Origin of the sequence: Bacillus sp. AFS018417 (genome assembly GCF_002560985.1) — a bacterium.
Taxonomy (GTDB): domain Bacteria; phylum Bacillota; class Bacilli; order Bacillales; family Bacillaceae_G; genus Bacillus_A; species Bacillus_A rhizoplanae.
The window spans coordinates 44,879-66,255 of sequence record NZ_NTTM01000003.1 but is presented as its reverse complement, the minus strand read 5'-3'; the positions used below and the strand labels follow the sequence as shown (position 1 = coordinate 66,255).

Here is a 21,377-nt window from a genome sequence, read left to right as displayed (position 1 = left end):
TTACTATAAAGTACAATCTAAATAACAAAGAAAGTGGGGGTTGTTTGCATGAAGAAACAGTGGCGATTGCTTTCGCTCGTTTCACTAGTGGCTTTACTGTTAGGGGGATGCGGTAAAGCCTTTCAATCTACTTTGATTCCACAGGGTGAAGTAGCAAAAATGCAATATGATTTATTGTTATTAGCCAGTGCAATCATGGTTGGTGTCGTTCTTGTTGTTACGATTATTTTCTTATATGTAATTGTGCGTTTCCGTCAAAGAAAGGGACAGGAAAACTATATTCCGAAGCAAGTAGAAGGAAATCACAAGCTAGAAATTATATGGACAGTCATTCCGATTTTACTTTTATTGGTATTGGCTGTCCCTACTGTTACATATACGTTTAAACTTGCTGACGTTAGTGCAATGGAGAAAAAGAATATTGATAAAGATACAATCGTTGTTGATGTAACAGCGAATCTTTATTGGTGGGAATTTTCTTACAATAATGAAAAATTAGTAACTTCGCAAGATTTAGTCATCCCTACAGGTAAAAAAGTGTATTTAAATTTAAAGGGTTCTGATATTAAACATTCATTTTGGGTCCCATCTTTAGCGGGGAAAATGGATACGAATCCGGATAATACGAACAAAATGTGGATTAAAGCAGACAAATCGGGCACATATAACGGTTTTTGTGCAGAATTTTGTGGACCATCTCACGCTTTAATGCAGTTTAAAGTTAAAGCTGTTGATGAAAGCGAGTACAAAAAATGGGTTGCTAGTATGAAGGACTTAGATGGCAAGAAAGCTGTTGCTTCTACGCAAGAGCAGGAAGGTAAACAAATCTTTGAAAAGAGTTGCATCGGTTGTCATGCTGTTGGATCAAATGATAGCAGACCGCCTACTGCACGTATTGCACCGAATTTAGCCAACTTCGCAGATCGTGATATGGTTGCAGGTATTGCTGAAAATAATGAGGAAAATGTGAAGAAGTGGTTAAAAGACCCTGAAAGCATGAAACCAGGAAACAAAATGACTGGAAAATACGGTAATCTTACTGACGATCAAGTAGATGCATTAAACGCATACTTAAAAACATTAAAAGTTGAAAAGTAAAGAGAAACTATTTGCGAAGGGGAGGTTGAAAACGTGAGTTCTGTAGCAAAAAAACAGGGAGTGGGCTCTGTAATTTGGGATTATTTAACGACAGTAGACCATAAAAAAATTGCCATTCTCTATTTAATTGCAGGTGGGTTATTTTTTATCATCGGGGGAATAGAAGCATTATTTATTCGGTTTCAGTTAGCGATTCCAAACAATGCTTTTCTCGTTGGGGATATGTACAACCAAGTGTTAACAATGCACGGAACAACAATGATTTTCTTAGCGGCAATGCCACTTGTATTTGCAATGATGAATGCGGCGGTACCACTTCAAATTGGTGCACGAGACGTTGCGTTTCCATTTATTAATGCTCTTGGATTTTGGCTGTTTTTCTTTGGGGGCGTATTTTTAAACTTAAGTTGGTTTTTAGGTGGGGCGCCTGATGCAGGTTGGACATCGTATGCATCGTTATCACTCGCATCAAAGGGACACGGTATCGACTTCTATGTCCTTGGTTTGCAAATTGCGGGTATTGGAACATTAATAGGAGGAATTAACTTCCTTGTTACCATTATTAATATGCGGGCACCTGGAATGACATATATGCGGATGCCGATGTTTACATGGACAACTTTTGTAACATCTGCACTTATATTATTTGCATTCCCACCACTTACAGTAGGCCTAGCCCTGTTAATGTTAGATCGTTTATTTGGCACAAGTTTCTTTAACCCAGCTTTAGGAGGAAATACGATTATATGGGAGCATTTATTCTGGATCTTCGGTCACCCAGAAGTATATATTCTTATACTCCCTGTTTTCGGAATATTCTCAGAAATCTTCGCGACATTCTCTAAAAAACGTTTATTCGGATACTCATCTATGGTATTTGCAACGGTATTAATTGGATTTTTAGGATTTATGGTATGGGCACATCATATGTTTACAGTAGGTCTTGGTCCAGTAGCAAATGCGATCTTTTCTGTAGCTACAATGGCAATTGCTGTTCCAACAGGTATTAAAATTTTTAACTGGCTCTTTACGATGTGGGGTGGAAGCATTCGCTTTACAACACCAATGATGTGGGCTCTTGGTTTTATTCCATCATTCGTTATGGGTGGGGTGACAGGGGTTATGCTTGCATCAGCTCCTGCTGATTATCAATTTCACGATAATTACTTCGTTGTAGCTCACTTCCATTACGTAATTGTTGGTGGGGTTGTGTTCGGATTATTTGCAGGTGCTCATTATTTTTGGCCGCTTATGTTTAATAAACTCCTAGATGAGACGCTTGGTAAAATTACATTTTGGTTGTTCTTTATTGGCTTTCATTTAACGTTCTTTATTCAGCACTTCCTTGGTTTAATGGGTATGCCGCGTCGCTATTTTACGTATTTGCCAGGACAAGGATTAGAAGTTGGGAACTTAATTAGTACGGTAGGGGCAGTATTTATGGCTCTCGGAACAATCGTACTGTTAGCTAATGTTGTAAAAACATCCTTTTCTAAAAAACAAGCTGGTCGCGATCCTTGGGATGGTCGTACATTAGAATGGTCAATTCCAGCGCCGACACCTGAGTATAATTTTAAGCAATTACCGTTTGTACGTGGATTAGATCCATTCTGGATTGAAAAACGTGAAGGGAAAAACGAAATGACGCCAGCAGAACCGGTTGGGGATATTCACATGCCAAACGGATCTTTCCTACCATTTGTCATTTCCTTAGGTTTATTTACTGCAGCATTTGGAGCGATGTATATGCACGCGGGGAAAGAGAAAATGTGGCTAGTAGTAGCGATTATTGGTCTTATTATTACATTTGGAGCAATGCTCTTACGATCTGTAATTGATGATCATGGATACCATATTCATAAAGAAGATTTAGAAGATAAAGGGGGCAAGGCGTAATGCATGCAGAGGAAAAATTAACAAATGAAACCTTTCCAGCAGAGCCTGAAAAAGCAACCCTTGAAGGAAAGAATAAATTTATTGGATTTTGGTTGTTTCTAGGAGGCGAGACAGTACTATTTGCGTCCTTGTTCGGAACATATTTAGCACTGAAAAATTCAACAAATGGTGGACCGTCATCACAAGAAATGTTTCAAATGCCGCTTGTGTTCATTATGACAATGCTTCTTTTAACGAGTAGTTTAACAAGTGTTTATGCAATATATCATATGAAGAATTTTAACTTTAAGCAAATGCAGCTTTGGCTTATTATCACTGTATTGCTTGGGGTTGGATTTTTAGGCTTTGAGATTTATGAATTTAATCATTACGTTCATGAGTTTAAACATACGATGAGAAGTAGTGCATTCGGTTCTGCATTTTATGCGTTAGTTGGTACGCACGGGTTACACGTACTATTTGGACTACTTTGGATTTTAACTTTAGTAATCCGTAATGCGAAGCGTGGCTTAAATTTATACAATGCTCCAAAGTTTTACGTTGCATCAATTTATTGGCACTTTATCGACGTAGTTTGGGTGTTTATTTTCACTGTAGTATATTTGATGGGAATGGTGGGATAAACAATGGCAATAAAACAAACAAATATAAATAATCCTAAAGTTGATCTTGCATATCGCAGAAAAAAAAGTGCGGAAGAAATGAAGCATCAAGTCATTACTTTTGGATTAATGATTTTTTTGACAGTCATTGCATTTGTAGCAGTCGCATATCCAAAAACATTTAGTCCGCTTTTTTCCGTACCACTTATTTTATTGTTAGCTGCTGTACAAGTTATTTTTCAATTGTATTATTTTATGCATATGAGTCATAAAGGGCATGAAGCCCCATCGATGTTTTTGTATTCAGGTTTACTAGTTGGGTTAATAACGATTTTAACTTTTACGACACTTATTTGGCTTTAAAAAGAAAGGGGATTGAATGTTTCATCAATCCCCTTTTACTTATCCCGCTATTCGCGGGCAGTAAGACCCCCACCTCAAGATTCAGAGAGAAGCGAGGAAGGTAGGTGGGGGATAACTGCCCGTAAAAGCTCGATTGGTTCAACTAACCATCAGTGGGAGATGAAAAAGCTCTCCACTGATGGAAGTTTCACTTTATAAAAGGGAGGGTGTAAAAAAGTGAGCAACTTATGGATATTTGGTTTTGAAGCACTGTGGAGCCCAATCTTTTTTCTTTTTATGTTAGCTGTTGTGATTGGTTATCTTTTAATTATTGGAAAGTATCGATATCGCTTCCCAAATGGCGAAGAAGTAAGTAAACGGAAAATCTTTTATTTTATAAGTGGTATGTTACTTTTGTATTTTGTTAAAGGAGGGCCAATTGATTTGCTTGGACATATTGTGTTTAGTGCACATATGTTTGAAATGGCAATCATGTATATGGCTGTACCTCCACTGTTATTACTTGGATTACCGAATTGGTTGTTTCAATACATAACATCATTTCGATTCATTCGTATGATGTTACATATATGGGCAAATCCTATTGTAGCTTTACTTGTTTTTAACGGACTATTTTCTATGTATCACTTGCCGGTTGTGTTCGATACAGTAAAGCAAAGCCAAATTGGACATCCAGTTGTTCTTGCTGTATTATTTTTTGCGGCTATGATGCTGTGGTGGCCCATATTTAATCCATTACCAGAATATCAAACACTAAGTGATATTAAAAAAATCGGTTACATGTTTGCTAATGGTATGTTATTAACGCCAGCCTGTGCACTTATTATTTTTGCAAATGTGCCATTGTTTGCGACCTATACAGATCCAAGTGCATGGATGAAGGCAATGGAACTTTGTGTACCAGCTGGAACGTTATCTAACTTAAATATTACAGGTCCTGATTTCTTACATTGGCTTCCTGTTCTAGAGGATCAGAAAACAGGAGGCATTATAATGAAGATTGTACAAGAAATTGTGTACGGAACAGTGATTGGGTATGTTTTCTTCTCATGGGCGCGTAAAGAACGAAAAAAGGATGCAGAACAGATTCAAGCATTACCCCCGTATTTGCAGTCAAAATAAAGTAAACTTTCATAAGTGGGGATTCTTCATCCCCACACTTATGGAAAGCTCTCACCAATCGAACGCATGCTAGTAGTTATTCATGACCTGTCTTCTTTGATTTCCTTGAGTCTTGAGGTGGGAGCTTCCTGTCTACGAATAGTGAGATAAATTTACAAAATAAAAAGAAGGTGTATTGTTATGTACATCTTCTTTTTGTTGTAACTGGTAGTAAGCCTTCTTTCAAGGGGGAACCTCGCTGCTTATGAGAGTATCATGGTTTGGGCAAATCATGAGTGGAGAATGCAGATCACCATTCACGGAAGTTTCATTTTATTATTCTATAATCGCTAAATCTTGCAACTCTTTTTCGATGTTTTGAAGTAATTGTTCACTTTTTTGAAGAACATTTTTTGGGAATTTTTCTTCTTCCCCGTACTCTACACCATGTGGATAATAATGTTTACCGAGAAGAGGTGTCAATAATTTAATTTGGGCATGTCGTCCTCCAACATCTCCTTCTATGGCAAAACCTTGTATACGTAAATAATACACATCTTTCAGCATTTCAAATTTATAGTCGTATGTAACTCTCTCGTAATCCCATTGTCCAGCTAGTACAAAATGATGCTTGTCCATTACCTCAGTTAGAAGTGTGAAGTCGACAACTGTACCTTCAAGTTTCGTATTTGTAAATTGCATGAAATAGCCTCCTTATAATAAACGTAAAATCCCCTTGAATTTATAATAGTACGAATAGTTAAAAAATACAATTCATATGGAGAGAAAAGGTAGAATGTCTACTTTTATGCAAGAAATATGATATAGTGAACATAGTGTGGTACACACAAAATGGAGAAAAAACAGTTTTGTTTGTGTATACCTCAATTTCATGGGTATTCAGGAGGTATATAATTTGAAAATGTTGTTCCGTATTATAGTAATTACTATTCTTATTTTAGCGATTGATTTATACGGGAAATTACTCGTTTCTCAATATATATTACAATCCCCTCATTTAAAATCAGAGCATAAAATTGTGAAAATGAAAAAAGAAAATAAAGGTGTGCCAGAAACAATTTCACAGCTCCTAGGTAGTGACCCTGAAAATTTATTAGCGAATTGGGGCGAACCGGCGCGAATTGAACCATCTGCTTATGGTTATGAATGGTGGGTATATAATCAAGACTTATCGCACTATGTGCAGTTTGGAATTATAGATCATAAAATTGTTACGATTTATGTTGGCGGAGAGAAAGTGAATATTTCACCATTTCATATTGGTGAAAAGTATGAAGATGTTTATAAAAGGAATCCGTTTTCATATGAAATTTCACTTAAAATGGGAAAAAATAGTTATCAATTTGAATTGTCCGATGTTGAAGTAACAGAACAACCACTTGTTTCTATAGAAGGAGGGTGGGCGCAATTATATTTTGACCATTTTACACATAAGCTTGTCGGTGTTCGTTATATGGATGATGAAACATTAATAAAACAAAAGCCATATCAACTTGTTTATTCTGGAGAATTAACGAATCCACAACCATTATCACCAGAGCAAATGAAGCAGGTCGAACAAGGAAATGCACAGCAAATTTTAGATTTGACAAATATAATTCGTAGTCGTTATCACCTTCCATTATTAGTATGGGATCAACAAACGGCGGTAGTAGCATATGAACATAGTAAAGATATGAAAGATAGCAATTATTTTTCGCATGATTCGCCTTCGTTTGGAACATTAGGTGATCGTTTGCAAAAAGGAAATGTATCATTCCAACTAGCAGGAGAAAACATCGCGACGCAGTATAGTGATGGAATTGCGGCAGTGCAAGGGTGGTTAAATAGCGAGGACCATCGAAAGAATTTACTAAACGAACAATTCACTGGTTTAGGAATTGGAGTGTATGATAATTTTTATACACAAAATTTTATTCAAAAGTAAGGTGTATGAATTGCCTAAAAATAGGCGAACCATGCGCCTTTTTTTTCTTACAATATAATAGAAGATACATCTGGTGAGGTGATTGTAATGACAGTGGTAAAAGGAGATTTACATCCTTCTATTCAAAAATTCAAAGAGTTTGTGCGCCAGCATCCAAAGATGGTTCATGATGTTCGAAATGGAAAGAAATCGTGGCAACAATTTTATGAAGAGTGGTATTTACTTGGAGAACAAGATGATGTATGGAATCATTATAAGGTGAATGGAGAGGCAACTTCTTCTTCCGTACAAGAAGATCGCGAAGAAAATTCTGGAGACTTTATGGGACAAATGGTATCGTTTTTTAAAAAGTTAGATGTGGAACAGGTGCAGCAACATTTAGCGAATATGACGACTGCACTTGGAAGCGTGCAGCAAGTTATTCAACAGTTTCAAGGGAACCAGGCAACAAAACAGCAGCGTAATTCTGAAAATAATCCGTTTTTCTTTCAAAAAGATTAGGAGGAAAAGTGATGAGAAAAGAACTCATCGAATTTGTAAGGTCGAATGAAGATTTACAGAAATATATTCGGGAGCAACCGTCTTGGTATCGGAAACTTTCTAGAGATCCAAGCGAAAAAGATGCATTTGAATTGGCGGCCATGCAATATTTTAAAAAGACTATTCCAGACAAGGTAGCTAAGTTTCAAAATCAGTTATCGGTTGCTTCTATAATGATAGATATGTTTCAATATATGAAACAGCAAAACGTTAATTAGTTGGAAGTAAAAATTGTGTCCGTCATGCGAAACTTTTGTTACAATGAAAAAGAATTCTGGAAAAAGGAGTTACAGCATGACGGAAATTTGTTTAGTACGACATGGACAAACTGATTGGAATTTTCAAGAGATTATTCAAGGAAGAGAAGATATTCCTTTGAATGAAATTGGAAAACAACAAGCGGCACAGAGTGCAGAAGCATTACGAGCTGAAACATGGGATGTAATCATTAGTAGTCCCTTAGTGAGAGCACACGAGACGGCACAAGCAATTGCTGATGCGATCGGGATAAATATAATTCAGCATGATGAACGTTTTATGGAACGTAATTTTGGTGCAGCGTCAGGGAAACCAGTTGATGAAGTAAGGCAGCTCATTGCTGATGGGAATGTCGAGGGACTGGAAACAGAGGAAGAAATTGTAGAGCGTTGTTTTTCTGCATTAAAAGATGTTGCTTATCAGTATGATGGGAAACGAATTATTATTGTTGCGCACTCTCATGCAATTAAAGCGATTCTTCATGCGATTGTTCCAAAGGAAATTACGTTTACAACGTCTTTAAAAAATGCGTGTATGAGTTATGTAAAACAATCAAAAGGGAAATGGACCGTATTAAGATACAATATTGCAGAACACATCTCTTTATAATTTGTTTTCAAGATGGGAAGCAAAGTTAGTAGTTCCGTTATAAATGTGATATGATTAGTATTCGGAGGTGTCTCTTATGATACTAGCGACGCTTGAGAGCGTAATGATTCTAGATGAAGCCGAACAATTAGCGAAAGCAGTTGTTTGTTCAGATATAGCTGAGCGTTATCGCGAATGCCATCATGCATTGCAGAAAAATCAAGAAGCACAAACATTAATTAAACAGTTTATAGCTCTGAAGGAACGATACGAAGAAGTACAGCGCTTTGGGAAATATCATCCAGATTTCACTTCAGTTTCTGCGCAAATGCGAGAATTGAAACGGGCAGTAGATTTGCATGAAGCGATAGTTGCTTTTAAAAAAGCAGAAAATGAATTGCAAAAGCTATTAGATGAAGTCAGTACAATGATTGGGATGGAAATCTCGACTTCTATTAAAGTTCCAACAGGGAACCCGTTCTTTGACGCAGGTGGATGTGGAGGCGGTTGTGGTTCTGGTGGTAGCTGTGGGTGCAAAAAAACGGGGTGATTTGCCCCGTTTTTTAGAATATAGAAGAAAATGGATACAAAAAACACCCGCTAGTATCTTTTGATGTTTGAAAAACTGATGAATAATTGTATGTAAAGTTATAAATTTCTGTGTGCTTTTTGTAAAATAGAAAGAATGAAATTATATAAAAGGAGAAAATTATGTTTGGGCAACGACAAAGTATGATTGTCTATCTAAATTCCTTAAAACACGCTAAAATTTTAAGGAAATACGGAAACATTCATTACATATCGAAGCGGTTTAAATATGCCGTTGTGTATTGTGATATGGAGCAACTGGAATATATGATGCAAAAATTAAATAAGCTTCCGTTTGTAAAAAAGGTAGAGCCATCTTATCGCCCATTTTTAAAAACGGAGTTCGAAAATTCTAGACCAGATCGTGCAAAAGAATATGATTATAATAAGATTGATTAAAAACCCACCAAAACTTTGGTGGGTTTTTCTTGTATTATTTGCATGTAGAACCAGTAAGATTTCCTAAATGGAAGTTTCACCTTACCTCGCTTTAACAGTCGGTAAGCTAATTTTTTCTAGGATGTTACATCAAACCGACTGTTAAAGTCCGATTGGTTCAACTAACCATCAGTAAGAAAAGCGTTCCCAGAAGGAAGTTTCACTTTATCCCGCATTAACGGGCAGTAAGCCCCCATCTTAAGATTGAACGAGAATCGCTGTCCAGCTCTAGCGGCTAGAATCGCAGGACGTTTTTCTACAGAAGATAGGTGGTGGATAAACTGCCCGTAAAAGCCCGATTGGTTCAACTAACCTTCTGGGAAAAAAACGTTCCCAGAAGGAAGTTTCACTTTATTGCATTGGCGGAATGAAATGGTTCATTCGTAAAATACCAATGAGATGGTTGAAATATAATTCTTTCTCTGGAAACATTGTCGATGGTTTGACTGTGAAAGAAACGACTTGTTTACCAATTTCTGAAGCGGTATTTTCAAACAAGGCAATGCGTTTGCTTTGTTTATCTTCTTCCACAGGAATTCCTTCTAGACATATGTATAATGGCTGGAAATTGCCTACTGCTGTTGGATGTAGAACAACAGCAAGGGAACAAACAGATTTATTATTTTTTAATGTGTGAAATTGTAACATATGAGATACACGGTGTTGGTTTGCCTTTGCGATTTCTAGTAACTCATATAAATCGGAGTAACCTTCACCTAGCTGAATAAAACGTTGAATCACGACTTTCCCCTCCTTCTTCTTCTTTTACTGTATCATTTCATTTTTGAAATGAAAAGAAGGTAAAGAAAAAACCCTGCCGAAGCAGGGCCCCTCTTACACTAGTATGACTAGCAAGAAGGCAAAGGGAGAGGAGAAACCGGAGGAAGAACTTATGGGGAAACGTAAGTCTTCTCCGCGGTTGGCAACAACATCGAAGGTGATGTTGTTATCCTTATTTATGTCCAAACTATATAAAGATATACATTGTAAAATTAAAATTTCTCTTTTGCTTTTTATTTTTCTTTCGGGTGTTTTATGATAGGATAAAAAAGATGAATATACATAAAGTGAAACTTCTATCAGTGGAAGTCTTACTGTCCGTAAGTAGTAAGTAAGATTGAGCTTACACAAGAATGATTTACATGAACATCTGTTAGAAAGAGATAAAGGTAGTGACAAATTATGAGAGTAGTTTCAGGGAAGTGTAAAGGTCATCCTTTAAAAGCTGTACCAGGTAACACAACGCGTCCAACAACAGACAAGGTGAAAGAAGCCATTTTTAATATTATCGGTCCTTATTTTGACGGTGGTTTAGCTCTTGATTTGTTTGGAGGAAGCGGTGGTCTTGGTATTGAGGCTCTTAGTAGAGGGATAGATAAAGCTATTTTTGTTGATCGTGATGGAAAAGCTATAAAGGTTATCCATCAAAATTTAGAAAGCTGCAGGTTAGAAGCGCAAGCTGAAGTATATAGAAATGATGCAGAACGTGCTGTAAAGGCGCTTATGAAACGTGAGATATCATTCGACCTTGTACTATTAGATCCACCGTATAAAGATCAAAAGATTGTTTCTTTAATTAGTATAATGGATCAACACGGTCTATTGAAAGAAAACGGAATCGTTATGTCAGAGCATGGGGTAGATGTAGAATTACCTGAAACAATTGGAAGACTTGTGAAGGTAAGAGCTGAAAACTATGGTATTACAGCGATTTCGATTTATAAGTATGAAGGTGAGGGGACCGAATGGCAAGCATAGCAATTTCTTCGGGAAGTTTTGATCCGATTACGCTTGGACATTTAGACATTATTAAGAGGGGCGCAAAAGTCTTTAACGAAGTATATGTTGTTGTTTTAAACAATTCATCAAAGAAACCGCTTTTTACAGTAGAAGAGCGTTTAGAATTAATTCGCGAGGCGACAAAAGATATTCCGAATGTAAAGGTTGATTCACACAGTGGCTTATTAGTAGAGTATGCGAGGATGCGTAATGCAAATGCGATTTTACGCGGTTTGCGCGCCGTATCTGATTTTGAATATGAAATGCAAATTACATCCATGAATCGTAAATTAGAAGAGAATGTAGAAACATTTTTTATTATGACAAATAATCAATATTCCTTTTTAAGTTCAAGTATTGTAAAAGAAGTAGCGCGTTATGGTGGTAATGTTGCTGGGCTTGTCCCGCCAATTGTAGAACGTGCTTTAAAAGAGAAATTTCAAACCCCGTTATGATGAACGGGGTTTTTTGCTATTGATAAGACGCAAGAATAGTAACATAACATATAAATATAAACAAAACAGTGTAAAGGTCGGACCATATGTAACTAGTGCGGCCCATCCTTTTGCCAACAGGGTAGATTGCTTAGATAAAAAGACTGGAATATCATATTGGGTAGGTGAAAAAGAATGTAATCTTTCATAAAGTGGTCCCCAAAATATATATGTATAGATTGGAGCAAGGATACTTTGAATAATTCGTGCGATAAAATATGGTTTAAAACGAATGTCGGTTTCTGCTAAAATACTGGCAACTTGAGCTTGAATTGAAAGACCGCTAAATGCTAAAACGAAACTTGTCATCATGGCTTGTTGTAAAATAGAAGTATGCTCTGTTTGACTAATCATTTGGCTCCCGAGTGTCATTTCAAAAAGACCGGATAAAATGGGAAAACTAAAGTAAGGCGAAAGTTGAAATGCAACTAATATTTGTTTCATAATAAGGGCAAGGAAAGTTGTAATATGAAAAACAGTTAGCATTTTATTGAAAACAGAGAATAAAATAATAAACCCGCCAATCATAAGTAATGTTTGAATTGAAGAAGTGATAGCGTCACCGATTAATTTGCCAATGGGTCGTTTTTCTTGTAATCGAGTTTTATGAAGAACGGAAAAGGCGTGTCGTAATGGAATGGGCGTTGAATGTTTCTTCGTTTCTGTTTGTGTGTGTCTATCTTGGTAAAAACGCATGAGTAGTCCAACTGTGAAGTTACTGACATAATGGGCAGCTGCTAAAATTAGTCCTAGTTTTGGATTGTCAAAGAAACCAATCGCTACAGCGCCGAAAATAAATAATGGATTAGAAGAGTTTGTGAAAGACACAAGGCGCTCTGCTTCAATTTGTGTAAGTTGATTTTCTTGGCGTAATCGAGCGCTTAATTTTGCACCTGCAGGAAAACCAGAGGCCATCCCCATTGCCCATACAAATCCTCCGATACCAGGTACACGAAAGAGTGGACGCATAAGGGGTTCTAATAACACACCAATGAACTTTACAATCCCAAGTCCAATTAGAAGTTCTGCAATAATAAAAAAAGGTAGCAGCGAAGGAAAGACAACTTCCCACCATATATTTAAGCCTCGAATAGATGATTGCAGTGCCGCTTGGGGGTGGAGTACGAGAGAAACTGTAAAAAAAGTGACCGATATGGTGAGAAAGCCGGTTTTCCATTTTTCGTACATTTTGTATCCCCCTTTGTCCCAAATGTTCATTTCAGTATACGAGGATACATGGTGAAATTAGACCATAAGTATAAAAAGAGAGTGAAAAAATTTTGAGGGTGAAGAAGATGAGAGAGCCAAAAATTGGATTAGCACTTGGGTCAGGCGGTGCGAAAGGGTTTGCACATGTAGGTGTTATTAAAGTGTTAAGAGAGGCGGGGATACCTATTCATATGATTGCTGGGAGCAGTATGGGGGCACTAATAGGTACGTTTTATGCTGCAGGATGTAACGTGGACCGTTTGTATCGTTTAGCAACAGTATTTAAGCGAAAATACTATTTGGACTTCACTGTACCTAAAATGGGGTTTATTGCTGGCAAACGTGTGAAGGATATGATTAAAATGTTTACATATAATAAAAAATTAGAAGAACTGGATATCCCGACAGCGGTTGTAGCAACTGATATTCTAAATGGTGAAAAGGTTGTCTTTACACAAGGCTCTATTGCAGATGCTGTCAGGGCAAGTATTTCTGTACCCGGCATATTTGTTCCAGAGAAAATAAACGGAAGGTTATTGGTTGATGGGGGAGTAATTGATCGTATTCCAGTATCGGTAGTGAAAAAATTAGGAGCTGATATTGTGATTGCTGTTGATGTATCCCCTATTAAGGTTAATGGAGAAGTTACATCTATTTATGATGTCATTATGCAAAGTATTGAGATTATGCAGCATGAACTTGTAGTAAATAGACAAATTGCATCAGATCTTATGATGCATCCAGCTGTAGAACAATTTAGTTCACGGGCCTTTACGAATATAGAAGATATCATTCGTGTTGGAGAAGAAGAGGCGCAGCAGCATATTCAAACGATTTACACCTTGATTGAACAGTGGAAGGAGAAAAAGGATGTTTAAAAAATTTCGGTATTTATACGCATTACTCATTGGAGTTATAGTTGCAATGTTAATCGTGTTTGTTCCTCTGCCATATTATATTACAAAGCCAGGTATGGCAGAGAAATTAGAGCCGTACGTACAAGTTGAGGGAGGGAATAAAGAGAAGGGCGATTTTATGCTCGTTACAGTTTCAATGGGGCGAGCGAATGTTGTTAACTTTCTTTCTGCTAAATTTAATAAGTATGAAGAAATTTTAAAAAAGGAAGAAATTTTACAAAAAGGTGAAAGTGATGAAGAGTATCAATTACGCCAAGTGTATGCAATGAAAGAATCTCAAGATGCGGCTATTTATAATGCCTATAAACGAGCAAACTATCCTGTTAAGTTTGAAAATCAAGGTGTACTCGTAGCAGGAATTGCAGATGGTATGCCGGCTGCTGAAAAATTAAAACTTGGCGATCGTATTGTTGCTGTTGATGGACAACCATTTCAAACAGCAGAGGAGTTTATTGCGTACATGAAAACAAAAAAACAAAATGATGAAGTAACTATTAAGTATGTACACGAAAAGAATGAGAAAGAAGACAAATTTGTACTAAAACCAATTCCGCAAGATAAAAGTCGTGCTGGCATCGGAGTTTCTATTATTACGGATAAGAAACTTACAGTAAGTCCTAACGTGAAAATTGATGCGCATAAAATTGGAGGGCCTTCTGCTGGGCTTATGTTTACGTTAGAGATTTATAATCAGCTTGTGAAAGAAGATATAACAAAAGGTCACGAAATAGCTGGGACTGGAACAATAAACGAAAAAGGAGAAATCGGTCCAATTGGAGGTATTTCTCAAAAAGTAGTTGCAGCTCATAATGCGGGTGCAGAAGTATTCTTTGCTCCAAATGAGAAGGGAGCAAAGAATTCAAATTATAAAGAAGCGGTGAAAACAGCTAAAGATATAAATACAAAAATGAAGATTATACCTGTGGATACGTTAGATGATGCCTTAGCATATTTGGACAAAATGTCAGAAAAAAAGTAGATCCTCTCATTTAAGAGAGGATTTTTTTATCTCGCATTAACGGGCAGTAAGACCTAACTGATGGAAGTTTCGCTTTATCCCGCTATTCGCGGGCAGTAAGACCCCCACCTAAAACAAAAAAGATAGGTGGGGGTCTTACTGCTGGCATGAGCCCGGTTAGTTGAACTTTATAAAAATACATGTTGCGTTTCGTCATATCGAATCGGATGCTGCGTTATATCTCGCTTTATCATTTCACCGCAAAGGGGCTCTTGTAAAATAGAGAAATAAACAGCGCTTGCTTTTCGATCTATATCTAGAAGGGGATGCTGTAACGTTTTTGTATGAGAAAGCAAAGGGAGAGTTATTTGCTTTTTCATACTTGATATATATGCTTGTCCTTTCTGGGACATGCCAAGTAAACGTATATATTGTGCGTGCTGTTCTATGTGAGTTATTTGCATTTCTTCTTTCGTTGTGTTTGTTAAAATATGCGTGCAAATACGCTGTAGCCGTGTCCATGTGTAACGTTTTGTTTTTAATACTTCCATAAATCTCATGAATGAGGTCGCTTCCCGAATAGAAGATAAAATCCGATTCTCCAATCCTTCCTCTACTTCATATATATGTTGTAATTGAGATGGCGACATTGTCAGGAGTTTATATTTTAGTAAGTGAAAATAATTCTCCCAGTTATGTAATAGGTGATAGGAATGCTTGTACTGCTCCAAAAGTAGCTTTGTTATATTTGGAACAAAGGGAGCAATTGCTGAAAAAGTTTTCTGTTCATGAAATAATTGTTTGCGAATGCTCGTTGCACTGGCAATTCGTTCATCTTGAAATGTTTCATCATGATAATGTGAAGCAAAACGCTTAATTGTACTTGCTTTTATTGAACTTTTCTGCTCAATAATTGCTTCTGTGTAATGCAGTCCTAAAATATTATTTGGCTCTGAGACATCAATAGTAGCCATGTTTTTTTGTAAGGATGCAAATGCCTCAGAAGTGGCTTTTGCATAACTCATTCCGGTTTTGGTATATTGTTGTACAAGATGATTAAATAAATCCTGTTCAGTCTGGCGTATAGTAATTGTATTGTGGAAATGTTCAATATTACCATTTTCGCTTCCAAAGCAAATCTCAGAGACGCGAAGAGCATCTAATATTGAAATAGCACCGTTGGCAAATGTTTCAGCTTTTTGCGTTGCAAAGGCATAGGGAAGTTCGACGACAATATCTATTCCATTTGCTAATGCCATTTGTGTTCGCGCCCATTTTGAAACTAGTGCCGGCTCTCCTCGCTGTAAAAAGGGCCCGCTCATAACAGCGATGATTATATCGGCATTTGTTAACTTTTTGGTTTGTTGCACATGATAAGCATGACCGTTGTGAAACGGATTATATTCAACAATAATGCCGCTAGCTTTTATAATAATCTCTCCTTTCAGTGTAGCATCTTTTCCTAAAACATGATAATCTATATATTATTTCCTATAATGACTCCATTATAGTGTAAAGAAAAAATATTGACAAATATACAACGGCTAGCTATAATTTTGTTTGTTGCCTTGAGGTGATATGATATGAAATGGTCCATCCATCAATTGAACAAATATCGACATAAAGGACTAACGTTGGATGAGATGGTAGATGTAAGTGAGCTGAAAAATGTTGAGAAAGATGTTCGAGACATTACTCCTGTTCATGTGACAGGTAGAGTTGATTTTGGCTCCAATAAATTTACGTTCCATCTACATATAACAGGAAGCATGGTATTACCATGTTCTAGAACGTTAGTAGATGTAACATTACCATTTGACGTTGAAACAACTGAGGTGTTCTTAGTTTCGAAAGAAGATTACGAAACCGAAGCAGATTTTCATTACTTAGAAGGAGAAGTACTTGACTTACTCCCTGTAATTAAGGAAAATATACTATTGGAGATTCCAATGCAAATTTTCAGTGAGGATGTTTCTGAAGGAACACCGATGCAAGGTCGAGACTGGCAAGTGATTTCGGAAAAAAGCGAAGAAAAGCCTGTTGATCCAAGATTAGCAGGGCTTGCGAAGTTTTTTGACAAATAATCAGAAGACCGGTTTAGGCCTTCATATGAAAATAACTCTCTCTTTTAAGGAGGTGGGAAGAATGGCTGTACCTTTTAGAAGAACTTCTAAAACAGTAAAAAGAAAGCGTCGTACGCATTTCAAATTATCAGTACCTGGTATGGTAGAGTGCCCAAGCTGTGGTGAAGCGAAGTTAGCTCACCGTGTATGTAAAGCATGCGGTACTTACAAAGGTAAAGAAGTAATCAGCAAGTAATTGCGGAAATAAACGCAGGAGGGAAACCTTCTGCGTTTATTTTTTTAACTTTTTCTTTACATGTTATTCTTCTATCTTTTCTAGTAACTGCATATGTTTAATAAAAAATGCATAAGGAGGACTAGAGAGATGGCAACAACAAGACAAGATGCATGGACTGATGATGAAGATTTACTTCTGGCAGAAGTAGTGCTCCGGCATATTCGTGAAGGGGGAACGCAACTTTCTGCCTTCAAAGAAGTAGGAAGACATTTATCACGTACACCTGCTGCTTGTGGATTTCGCTGGAATTCTTACGTACGTAAACAATATAAAGAACTTATTGAAGAAGCAAAGCGGATAAGAAAAGCTGAAAATTATGAAGTGCAAGAACAAAAGAAAGAGAAAATAACTTCTCTTTCATTAACGTTAGAAGATGTAATTGTCTTTTTACAAAGATATAAGGAAGAAGAAGAAAAGACGGATTTATATAAAAAAATTGAAGTGTTGCAAAGGGAAAAAGAGGGGCTTTTGCAGCAGTTGTCGTTGTACGAAGAAGAGTATCGCACTTTATTTGATTATATTGACAAAAAAAGAAGTGCGATGGTATTAGAGCCTTCCGAAAAAGAGAGAAAATTGGAAAAAGGAATACTTGAAAAAACATCAAAATAAAAACAGCTGAATTACAGCTGTTTTTATTTTTAAGCAGATTCACTGTTTGTAACCGCATTCAAATTTTCGTTTGGATGCCAAATGTAAAAATCTCCATCATCAATGGTTATTTTTTCGAAGTGTAATTTTTCCCAGAAAACAGCAGATTGTACGCGAGCAATTGTTTTGATAGGAAGGTGCAATTGTTTTGCATAATTGACCAGCATCTTACCAAATCCTTGTTTTTGGAATGTTGGCAACACTTCGAGTTTAAAAAGCTCTACATAAGGGCCAGTAAACAAATTGTTAACAGACTGTTGTTTCGTATACAAACTCATGCGTGCTATAAGAGAACCACCGTAATAAATTCCATAAAAAGGGGATTCACTATCGTTTTCGATGATATTTGCTTGTAAATCTTCTAACATAGATAATTCTTCAGCACCGCAACCTTTAAACTTTTTAAACTCTTCTAACGTTTTATAATTGATGAGCAAGCGCTCAACTTTGGGAAAGTGCATGTAATCACATCCTCTTCTTGGTGTAAAAATAAAGAAAAGTATAAATATTTATAATAGTATTATAACGCATTTTTTTATTTTTATGAAGAAAAGAGATAATTCTTTCAGTATTTTTTTGAAAAGTCTGCTAAACTTATTCTATAAACTATAAAGTGAGACTTTCATGAGCGGGGTTTCTTTCCTACTGATGGAAAGCTTTCGACAATTAGGCTTTTACGGACAGTCGTCCTCAATATGTCGCCTTCGCTTCTCCTGAATCTTAAGATGCGGGGTATACTGTCTGTGAATAGCGGGATAAAAATGGAGGCCTTTGTAGAATGGAGATTGGAATTGTTGGACCGGGAGCAATCGGGCTCCTTTTTGCATTTTATTTAGAAAAAAATCAGCAGGCTGTTACACTATATACACGAACAGTAGAACAAGCGGAACGATTGAACGAGTGCGGGATTACATGCGTACACAACGGTGTGAGAGAAACTGTATATCCGCTTGTAAGTCCTTTAGAGGATATAAAAAACAAAACACATGATTATACATTTGTTGCTGTGAAGCAATATCATTTGGAAGCAATATGGCCTTATTTGCAAGAAAATCGGCTTATTTTCTTGCAAAATGGGATGGGGCATCTTCATATATTGCAACAGATGCAAAATACCAGCGTTGCGGTAGGAATTGTAGAGCATGGGGCGAAAAAAGAAAATATTAGTACCGTCCATCATACTGGAATAGGCAGTACGAAATTTGGGCTCATACATGGAGAAGAGGAACAATTTGAATCTCTATTTACTGCATTCTCTTCCAGTCTATTTCCGATAGTGATTGAAAAAGACTGGAAGCAAACAATGCTGCATAAACTTGTCGTCAATGCGTGTATTAATCCCTTAACTGCATTGTTTGGTGTACAAAATGGTGAGTTATTGACAAATCCATCGTTTTACAAAGTGATGAAGCAAGTATTTTCGGAAGTGATGGAAATTGTAGGTGATTCAAAATGTGGTGAGTATTGGGAACGTGTATGTACAGTATGTAAAAATACGGCTCATAATACTTCATCTATGTTAATGGATGTACAAAATAATAGAAAAACAGAAATTGATGCAATTGTTGGTTATTTAATTCGAGAGGCAGAACAGCAACAAAAATCAGTTCCAACGCTCTCCTTTTTGTATCATTCCATAAAAGGATTAGAAAGATAAGAGATATTCTTTGCTTTTATAACGAACATTGACTACAATTTGGTTGGTGAGAGATCAGGATATGAAAGGAAGAAGTATATGGAGATAAAAGAAATCTCTGTCCCGCTTCAAGGAATTGTTGGGGACTATTTGAAACATAAAAAAGAGATTCAAGAATGCTTTGATTATCCGATAACGGAAGAGGGCTTTGTAAGACGTATACATGATTTGCGAAATAGACAGTATCCAAGGCAAGAGTTAGTATCACATTTATTGCAATATAATCAAGAATTGAATGCGGGAGAAAAAACACTTCAAAATATCCATGCTTTGTTAGAGGAAGATACATATGTTGTTATTGGTGGACAACAAGCAGGGTTGTTAACTGGTCCTCTTTACACAATTCATAAAATCATATCTATTTTACAACTTGCAAAGGAAAAGGAAGCGGCGCTGGGGGTACGGGTTGTTCCTGTTTTTTGGATTGCTGGAGAAGATCATGACATTGATGAAATTAACCATGCGTTCGTTACGAAAAATGGAAAGGTGAAAAAGACAATTTTCCATGAACGGCATCCATATAAAGCGAGTGCTTCTGAAATGGAGATTTCTATTGAGGATTGTAAACGTTGGATAGAAGAAATCTTTAAAACATATCCAGAAACAAAATATACAAAAGACGTATTGGATTTTATAGATGAGTGTTTACAGCAATCGCGGACATATGTTGATTTCTTTGCGCATCTTATTACAAAGTTATTTACACACTCAGGTTTAATTCTTGTAGATTCTCATCATCCAATTCTTCGAAATATGGAAGTGCCTTTTTTCAAAGAAACATTAGCACGATATAAAAATGTGCAAGAAGGGCTTAACGCTCAGCAACGTGTATTACGTGAGCAAGGATATAAACCGATTATTGAAACAAAACAGAATGCTATTCATATTTTTATGAAAATCAATGGAGAGCGTCTTCTGTTAGAAGAAGAAGAAGGACGTTTTATTTGTAAAGAGGGGATGTATTCATTTTCGTATGAGGAGCTCATAGAAAGGATGGAGAGTCACCCTGAACAATTTAGTAACAATGTTGTAACAAGACCGCTTATGCAAGAATTTGTTTTCCCTACGCTCGCATTTATTGGTGGGCCAGGAGAAATTGCATATTGGAGCGAATTACAACAAGTGTTTCATGCAATGGATTTTCAAATGCCACCGGTTGTGCCGCGTTTGACAATCAGTTATTTAGCGCGCGATATTGAAACTGATTTACAAGATTTGCAGCTACAAGAGAGCGAAGTGTTTAATAAAGGTATTACTGCACTCCGAGAAAAATGGCTGTCTATGCAAGTTGAAGAGCCGATAGACAATCAATTTACTCATGCGGCGGAGCAAATCGGGGCGATTCATACATCTTTACAACAATTTGTACAAAAAGTAAATCCAGGTCTGCGAGATTTTGCAAAGAAAAATGAGTTGAAAATTATGCAACAACTTGAATTGTTAGAGCGAACACTTCGAGCGGATTTTGAGAGAAAACATGAAGTGCAGCTTAATAAATTCCGGCGAATTGAAAATTCTTTACAACCTCTATATGCGCCGCAAGAACGAGTATGGAATATTTGCTATTACTTAAATATTTACGGACTTGATTTTGTGGAAAGGGTTATGAAGCAAACTTTTAGTTGGACTGGAAAACAGCATATTATAAAATTATAAAATCTTGCTCTTAAGAGCAGGATTTTATTTTATTTTGTGGAATTAACTGTAAAATAATTTTATTTACTATGTAAATCTTAGCATGTAAAAGCTGAGAGCACTCTTTTTTTGAAGAACAGTACTTTTTTTGACAAAATGAAACAAAATGAAAGTAGGTTATTATCTTTTTCGACATGTTTTTATGTATTTTCCCGCAAAAGATGATAAAATTTAGTATATAATAAGGTGACATTACTATT

Annotated in this window: 25 protein-coding genes; 20 read left to right on the top strand and 5 right to left on the bottom strand. The window is 36.5% G+C overall.

Translation table 11 applies throughout. The features are described from left to right. The first annotated feature begins 48 nt into the window (after positions 1-48). The 5 genes from coxB (at position 49) to ctaG (ending at position 5,081) form a co-directional block, all read left to right on the top strand. On the top strand, positions 49-1,098 hold the full coding sequence (gene coxB / locus CN326_RS01745; protein ID WP_098305629.1) for a cytochrome c oxidase subunit II: 1,050 nt from the start codon (positions 49-51) through the stop codon (positions 1,096-1,098). 33 nt (positions 1,099-1,131) lie between these two features. Beyond that, entirely contained in the window at positions 1,132-2,994 is a 1,863-nt protein-coding gene (gene ctaD, locus CN326_RS01740; protein ID WP_098305626.1) for a cytochrome c oxidase subunit I, read from the top strand. Next, positions 2,994-3,617 (top strand): cytochrome (ubi)quinol oxidase subunit III, encoded by a 624-nt coding sequence (locus CN326_RS01735; protein ID WP_098305624.1) that lies wholly within the window; start codon positions 2,994-2,996, stop codon positions 3,615-3,617. Before ctaD ends, CN326_RS01735 begins: the two co-directional genes overlap by 1 nt. A gap of 3 nt (positions 3,618-3,620) precedes the next feature. After that, entirely contained in the window at positions 3,621-3,959 is a 339-nt protein-coding gene (gene ctaF, locus CN326_RS01730) for a cytochrome c oxidase subunit IVB (RefSeq protein WP_098305622.1), read from the top strand. Between the two features lie 216 nt (positions 3,960-4,175). After that, the gene (gene ctaG, locus CN326_RS01720; RefSeq protein ID WP_098305620.1) at positions 4,176-5,081 is read left to right on the top strand and encodes a cytochrome c oxidase assembly factor CtaG; all 906 of its coding nucleotides are present in this window, start codon (positions 4,176-4,178) and stop codon (positions 5,079-5,081) included. Between the two features lie 315 nt (positions 5,082-5,396). Here ctaG and CN326_RS01715 read toward each other — a convergent pair whose 3' ends face one another. Then, positions 5,397-5,762, bottom strand: a complete 366-nt coding sequence (locus CN326_RS01715) for a YugN family protein (protein ID WP_098305618.1) — start codon at positions 5,760-5,762, stop codon at positions 5,397-5,399. 214 nt (positions 5,763-5,976) lie between these two features. Between CN326_RS01715 and CN326_RS01710 the strand changes: the two genes are divergently transcribed. The 6 genes from CN326_RS01710 to CN326_RS01685 all read left to right on the top strand — a co-directional run bounded on the left by CN326_RS01710 (position 5,977) and on the right by CN326_RS01685 (position 9,381). After that, positions 5,977-7,008 carry a CAP domain-containing protein gene (locus CN326_RS01710; protein ID WP_098305616.1) on the top strand — a complete coding sequence of 344 codons (1,032 nt, stop codon included), beginning with the start codon at positions 5,977-5,979 and terminating at the stop codon, positions 7,006-7,008. 87 nt (positions 7,009-7,095) lie between these two features. Further along, entirely contained in the window at positions 7,096-7,509 is a 414-nt protein-coding gene (locus CN326_RS01705; protein ID WP_098305614.1) for a YlbD family protein, read from the top strand. A gap of 11 nt (positions 7,510-7,520) precedes the next feature. After that, positions 7,521-7,766: a YlbE-like family protein gene (locus CN326_RS01700; RefSeq protein WP_098305612.1), complete on the top strand. Its 246-nt coding sequence runs from the start codon at positions 7,521-7,523 to the stop codon at positions 7,764-7,766. Between the two features lie 76 nt (positions 7,767-7,842). Then, positions 7,843-8,415 (top strand): histidine phosphatase family protein, encoded by a 573-nt coding sequence (locus CN326_RS01695; protein WP_098305610.1) that lies wholly within the window; start codon positions 7,843-7,845, stop codon positions 8,413-8,415. Between the two features lie 76 nt (positions 8,416-8,491). Next, positions 8,492-8,944: a YlbF/YmcA family competence regulator gene (locus CN326_RS01690; protein ID WP_098305608.1), complete on the top strand. Its 453-nt coding sequence runs from the start codon at positions 8,492-8,494 to the stop codon at positions 8,942-8,944. A gap of 161 nt (positions 8,945-9,105) precedes the next feature. Next, entirely contained in the window at positions 9,106-9,381 is a 276-nt protein-coding gene (locus CN326_RS01685) for a YlbG family protein (RefSeq protein ID WP_098305606.1), read from the top strand. A gap of 390 nt (positions 9,382-9,771) precedes the next feature. On the opposite strand, the gene CN326_RS01675 is transcribed toward CN326_RS01685, so the two are convergent. Then, positions 9,772-10,161 (bottom strand): DUF7147 family protein, encoded by a 390-nt coding sequence (locus CN326_RS01675; RefSeq protein WP_098305602.1) that lies wholly within the window; start codon positions 10,159-10,161, stop codon positions 9,772-9,774. A gap of 441 nt (positions 10,162-10,602) precedes the next feature. On the opposite strand from CN326_RS01675, the gene rsmD reads away from it, so the two are divergent. Together rsmD and coaD are read left to right on the top strand one after the other, a co-directional pair. Then, complete coding sequence (rsmD, locus tag CN326_RS01670; RefSeq protein WP_098305600.1) at positions 10,603-11,178, top strand: 16S rRNA (guanine(966)-N(2))-methyltransferase RsmD; 576 nt, start codon at positions 10,603-10,605, stop codon at positions 11,176-11,178. Continuing rightward, complete coding sequence (coaD, locus tag CN326_RS01665) at positions 11,166-11,654, top strand: pantetheine-phosphate adenylyltransferase (protein WP_098305598.1); 489 nt, start codon at positions 11,166-11,168, stop codon at positions 11,652-11,654. The genes rsmD and coaD overlap by 13 nt, the downstream gene beginning before the upstream one ends. Here the strand turns inward: coaD and ylbJ are convergent. Further along, complete coding sequence (gene ylbJ, locus CN326_RS01660; protein WP_098305596.1) at positions 11,649-12,881, bottom strand: sporulation integral membrane protein YlbJ; 1,233 nt, start codon at positions 12,879-12,881, stop codon at positions 11,649-11,651. The genes coaD and ylbJ overlap by 6 nt on opposite strands. Positions 12,882-12,988: 107 nt before the next feature. On the opposite strand from ylbJ, the gene CN326_RS01655 reads away from it, so the two are divergent. Both CN326_RS01655 and CN326_RS01650 read left to right on the top strand, forming a co-directional pair. Next, positions 12,989-13,780 carry a patatin-like phospholipase family protein gene (locus tag CN326_RS01655; RefSeq protein ID WP_141524950.1) on the top strand — a complete coding sequence of 264 codons (792 nt, stop codon included), beginning with the start codon at positions 12,989-12,991 and terminating at the stop codon, positions 13,778-13,780. Then, positions 13,773-14,798: a SepM family pheromone-processing serine protease gene (locus tag CN326_RS01650; protein WP_098305594.1), complete on the top strand. Its 1,026-nt coding sequence runs from the start codon at positions 13,773-13,775 to the stop codon at positions 14,796-14,798. Before CN326_RS01655 ends, CN326_RS01650 begins: the two co-directional genes overlap by 8 nt. A 167-nt stretch (positions 14,799-14,965) precedes the next feature. On the opposite strand, the gene CN326_RS01645 is transcribed toward CN326_RS01650, so the two are convergent. After that, the gene (locus CN326_RS01645) at positions 14,966-16,207 is read right to left on the bottom strand and encodes a nucleotidyltransferase (protein ID WP_098305592.1); all 1,242 of its coding nucleotides are present in this window, start codon (positions 16,205-16,207) and stop codon (positions 14,966-14,968) included. Positions 16,208-16,360: 153 nt separating this feature from the next. Between CN326_RS01645 and CN326_RS01640 the strand changes: the two genes are divergently transcribed. The 3 genes from CN326_RS01640 (at position 16,361) to CN326_RS01630 (ending at position 17,747) form a co-directional block, all read left to right on the top strand. Further along, the gene (locus CN326_RS01640; protein WP_098305590.1) at positions 16,361-16,861 is read left to right on the top strand and encodes a YceD family protein; all 501 of its coding nucleotides are present in this window, start codon (positions 16,361-16,363) and stop codon (positions 16,859-16,861) included. 61 nt (positions 16,862-16,922) lie between these two features. After that, on the top strand, positions 16,923-17,096 hold the full coding sequence (rpmF, locus tag CN326_RS01635; RefSeq protein ID WP_001984764.1) for a 50S ribosomal protein L32: 174 nt from the start codon (positions 16,923-16,925) through the stop codon (positions 17,094-17,096). Positions 17,097-17,225: 129 nt separating this feature from the next. Next, positions 17,226-17,747 (top strand): RsfA family transcriptional regulator, encoded by a 522-nt coding sequence (locus CN326_RS01630; protein WP_098305588.1) that lies wholly within the window; start codon positions 17,226-17,228, stop codon positions 17,745-17,747. A gap of 29 nt (positions 17,748-17,776) precedes the next feature. Here CN326_RS01630 and CN326_RS01625 read toward each other — a convergent pair whose 3' ends face one another. Then, entirely contained in the window at positions 17,777-18,247 is a 471-nt protein-coding gene (locus CN326_RS01625; RefSeq protein WP_098305586.1) for an N-acetyltransferase, read from the bottom strand. A gap of 317 nt (positions 18,248-18,564) precedes the next feature. On the opposite strand from CN326_RS01625, the gene CN326_RS01620 reads away from it, so the two are divergent. Together CN326_RS01620 and bshC are read left to right on the top strand one after the other, a co-directional pair. Continuing rightward, positions 18,565-19,443 (top strand): 2-dehydropantoate 2-reductase, encoded by an 879-nt coding sequence (locus CN326_RS01620; protein WP_098305584.1) that lies wholly within the window; start codon positions 18,565-18,567, stop codon positions 19,441-19,443. A gap of 78 nt (positions 19,444-19,521) precedes the next feature. Further along, positions 19,522-21,138, top strand: coding sequence for a bacillithiol biosynthesis cysteine-adding enzyme BshC (gene bshC, locus CN326_RS01615; protein ID WP_098305582.1), 1,617 nt, complete (start codon positions 19,522-19,524; stop codon positions 21,136-21,138). The last annotated feature ends 239 nt before the right edge of the window (positions 21,139-21,377 follow it).

Coding starts and splice junctions, on each gene's coding strand:
- coxB (WP_098305629.1), top strand. CDS start 49: ATGAAGAAACAGTGGCGATTGCTTTCGCTCGTTTCACTAGTGGCTTTA.
- CN326_RS01735 (WP_098305624.1), top strand. CDS start 2,994: ATGCATGCAGAGGAAAAATTAACAAATGAAACCTTTCCAGCAGAGCCT.
- ctaF (WP_098305622.1), top strand. CDS start 3,621: ATGGCAATAAAACAAACAAATATAAATAATCCTAAAGTTGATCTTGCA.
- CN326_RS01715 (WP_098305618.1), bottom strand. CDS start 5,762: ATGCAATTTACAAATACGAAACTTGAAGGTACAGTTGTCGACTTCACA.
- CN326_RS01705 (WP_098305614.1), top strand. CDS start 7,096: ATGACAGTGGTAAAAGGAGATTTACATCCTTCTATTCAAAAATTCAAA.
- CN326_RS01700 (WP_098305612.1), top strand. CDS start 7,521: ATGAGAAAAGAACTCATCGAATTTGTAAGGTCGAATGAAGATTTACAG.
- CN326_RS01695 (WP_098305610.1), top strand. CDS start 7,843: ATGACGGAAATTTGTTTAGTACGACATGGACAAACTGATTGGAATTTT.
- CN326_RS01690 (WP_098305608.1), top strand. CDS start 8,492: ATGATACTAGCGACGCTTGAGAGCGTAATGATTCTAGATGAAGCCGAA.
- CN326_RS01685 (WP_098305606.1), top strand. CDS start 9,106: ATGTTTGGGCAACGACAAAGTATGATTGTCTATCTAAATTCCTTAAAA.
- rsmD (WP_098305600.1), top strand. CDS start 10,603: ATGAGAGTAGTTTCAGGGAAGTGTAAAGGTCATCCTTTAAAAGCTGTA.
- coaD (WP_098305598.1), top strand. CDS start 11,166: ATGGCAAGCATAGCAATTTCTTCGGGAAGTTTTGATCCGATTACGCTT.
- ylbJ (WP_098305596.1), bottom strand. CDS start 12,881: ATGTACGAAAAATGGAAAACCGGCTTTCTCACCATATCGGTCACTTTT.
- CN326_RS01655 (WP_141524950.1), top strand. CDS start 12,989: ATGAGAGAGCCAAAAATTGGATTAGCACTTGGGTCAGGCGGTGCGAAA.
- CN326_RS01650 (WP_098305594.1), top strand. CDS start 13,773: ATGTTTAAAAAATTTCGGTATTTATACGCATTACTCATTGGAGTTATA.
- CN326_RS01640 (WP_098305590.1), top strand. CDS start 16,361: ATGAAATGGTCCATCCATCAATTGAACAAATATCGACATAAAGGACTA.
- rpmF (WP_001984764.1), top strand. CDS start 16,923: ATGGCTGTACCTTTTAGAAGAACTTCTAAAACAGTAAAAAGAAAGCGT.
- CN326_RS01630 (WP_098305588.1), top strand. CDS start 17,226: ATGGCAACAACAAGACAAGATGCATGGACTGATGATGAAGATTTACTT.
- CN326_RS01625 (WP_098305586.1), bottom strand. CDS start 18,247: ATGCACTTTCCCAAAGTTGAGCGCTTGCTCATCAATTATAAAACGTTA.
- CN326_RS01620 (WP_098305584.1), top strand. CDS start 18,565: ATGGAGATTGGAATTGTTGGACCGGGAGCAATCGGGCTCCTTTTTGCA.
- bshC (WP_098305582.1), top strand. CDS start 19,522: ATGGAGATAAAAGAAATCTCTGTCCCGCTTCAAGGAATTGTTGGGGAC.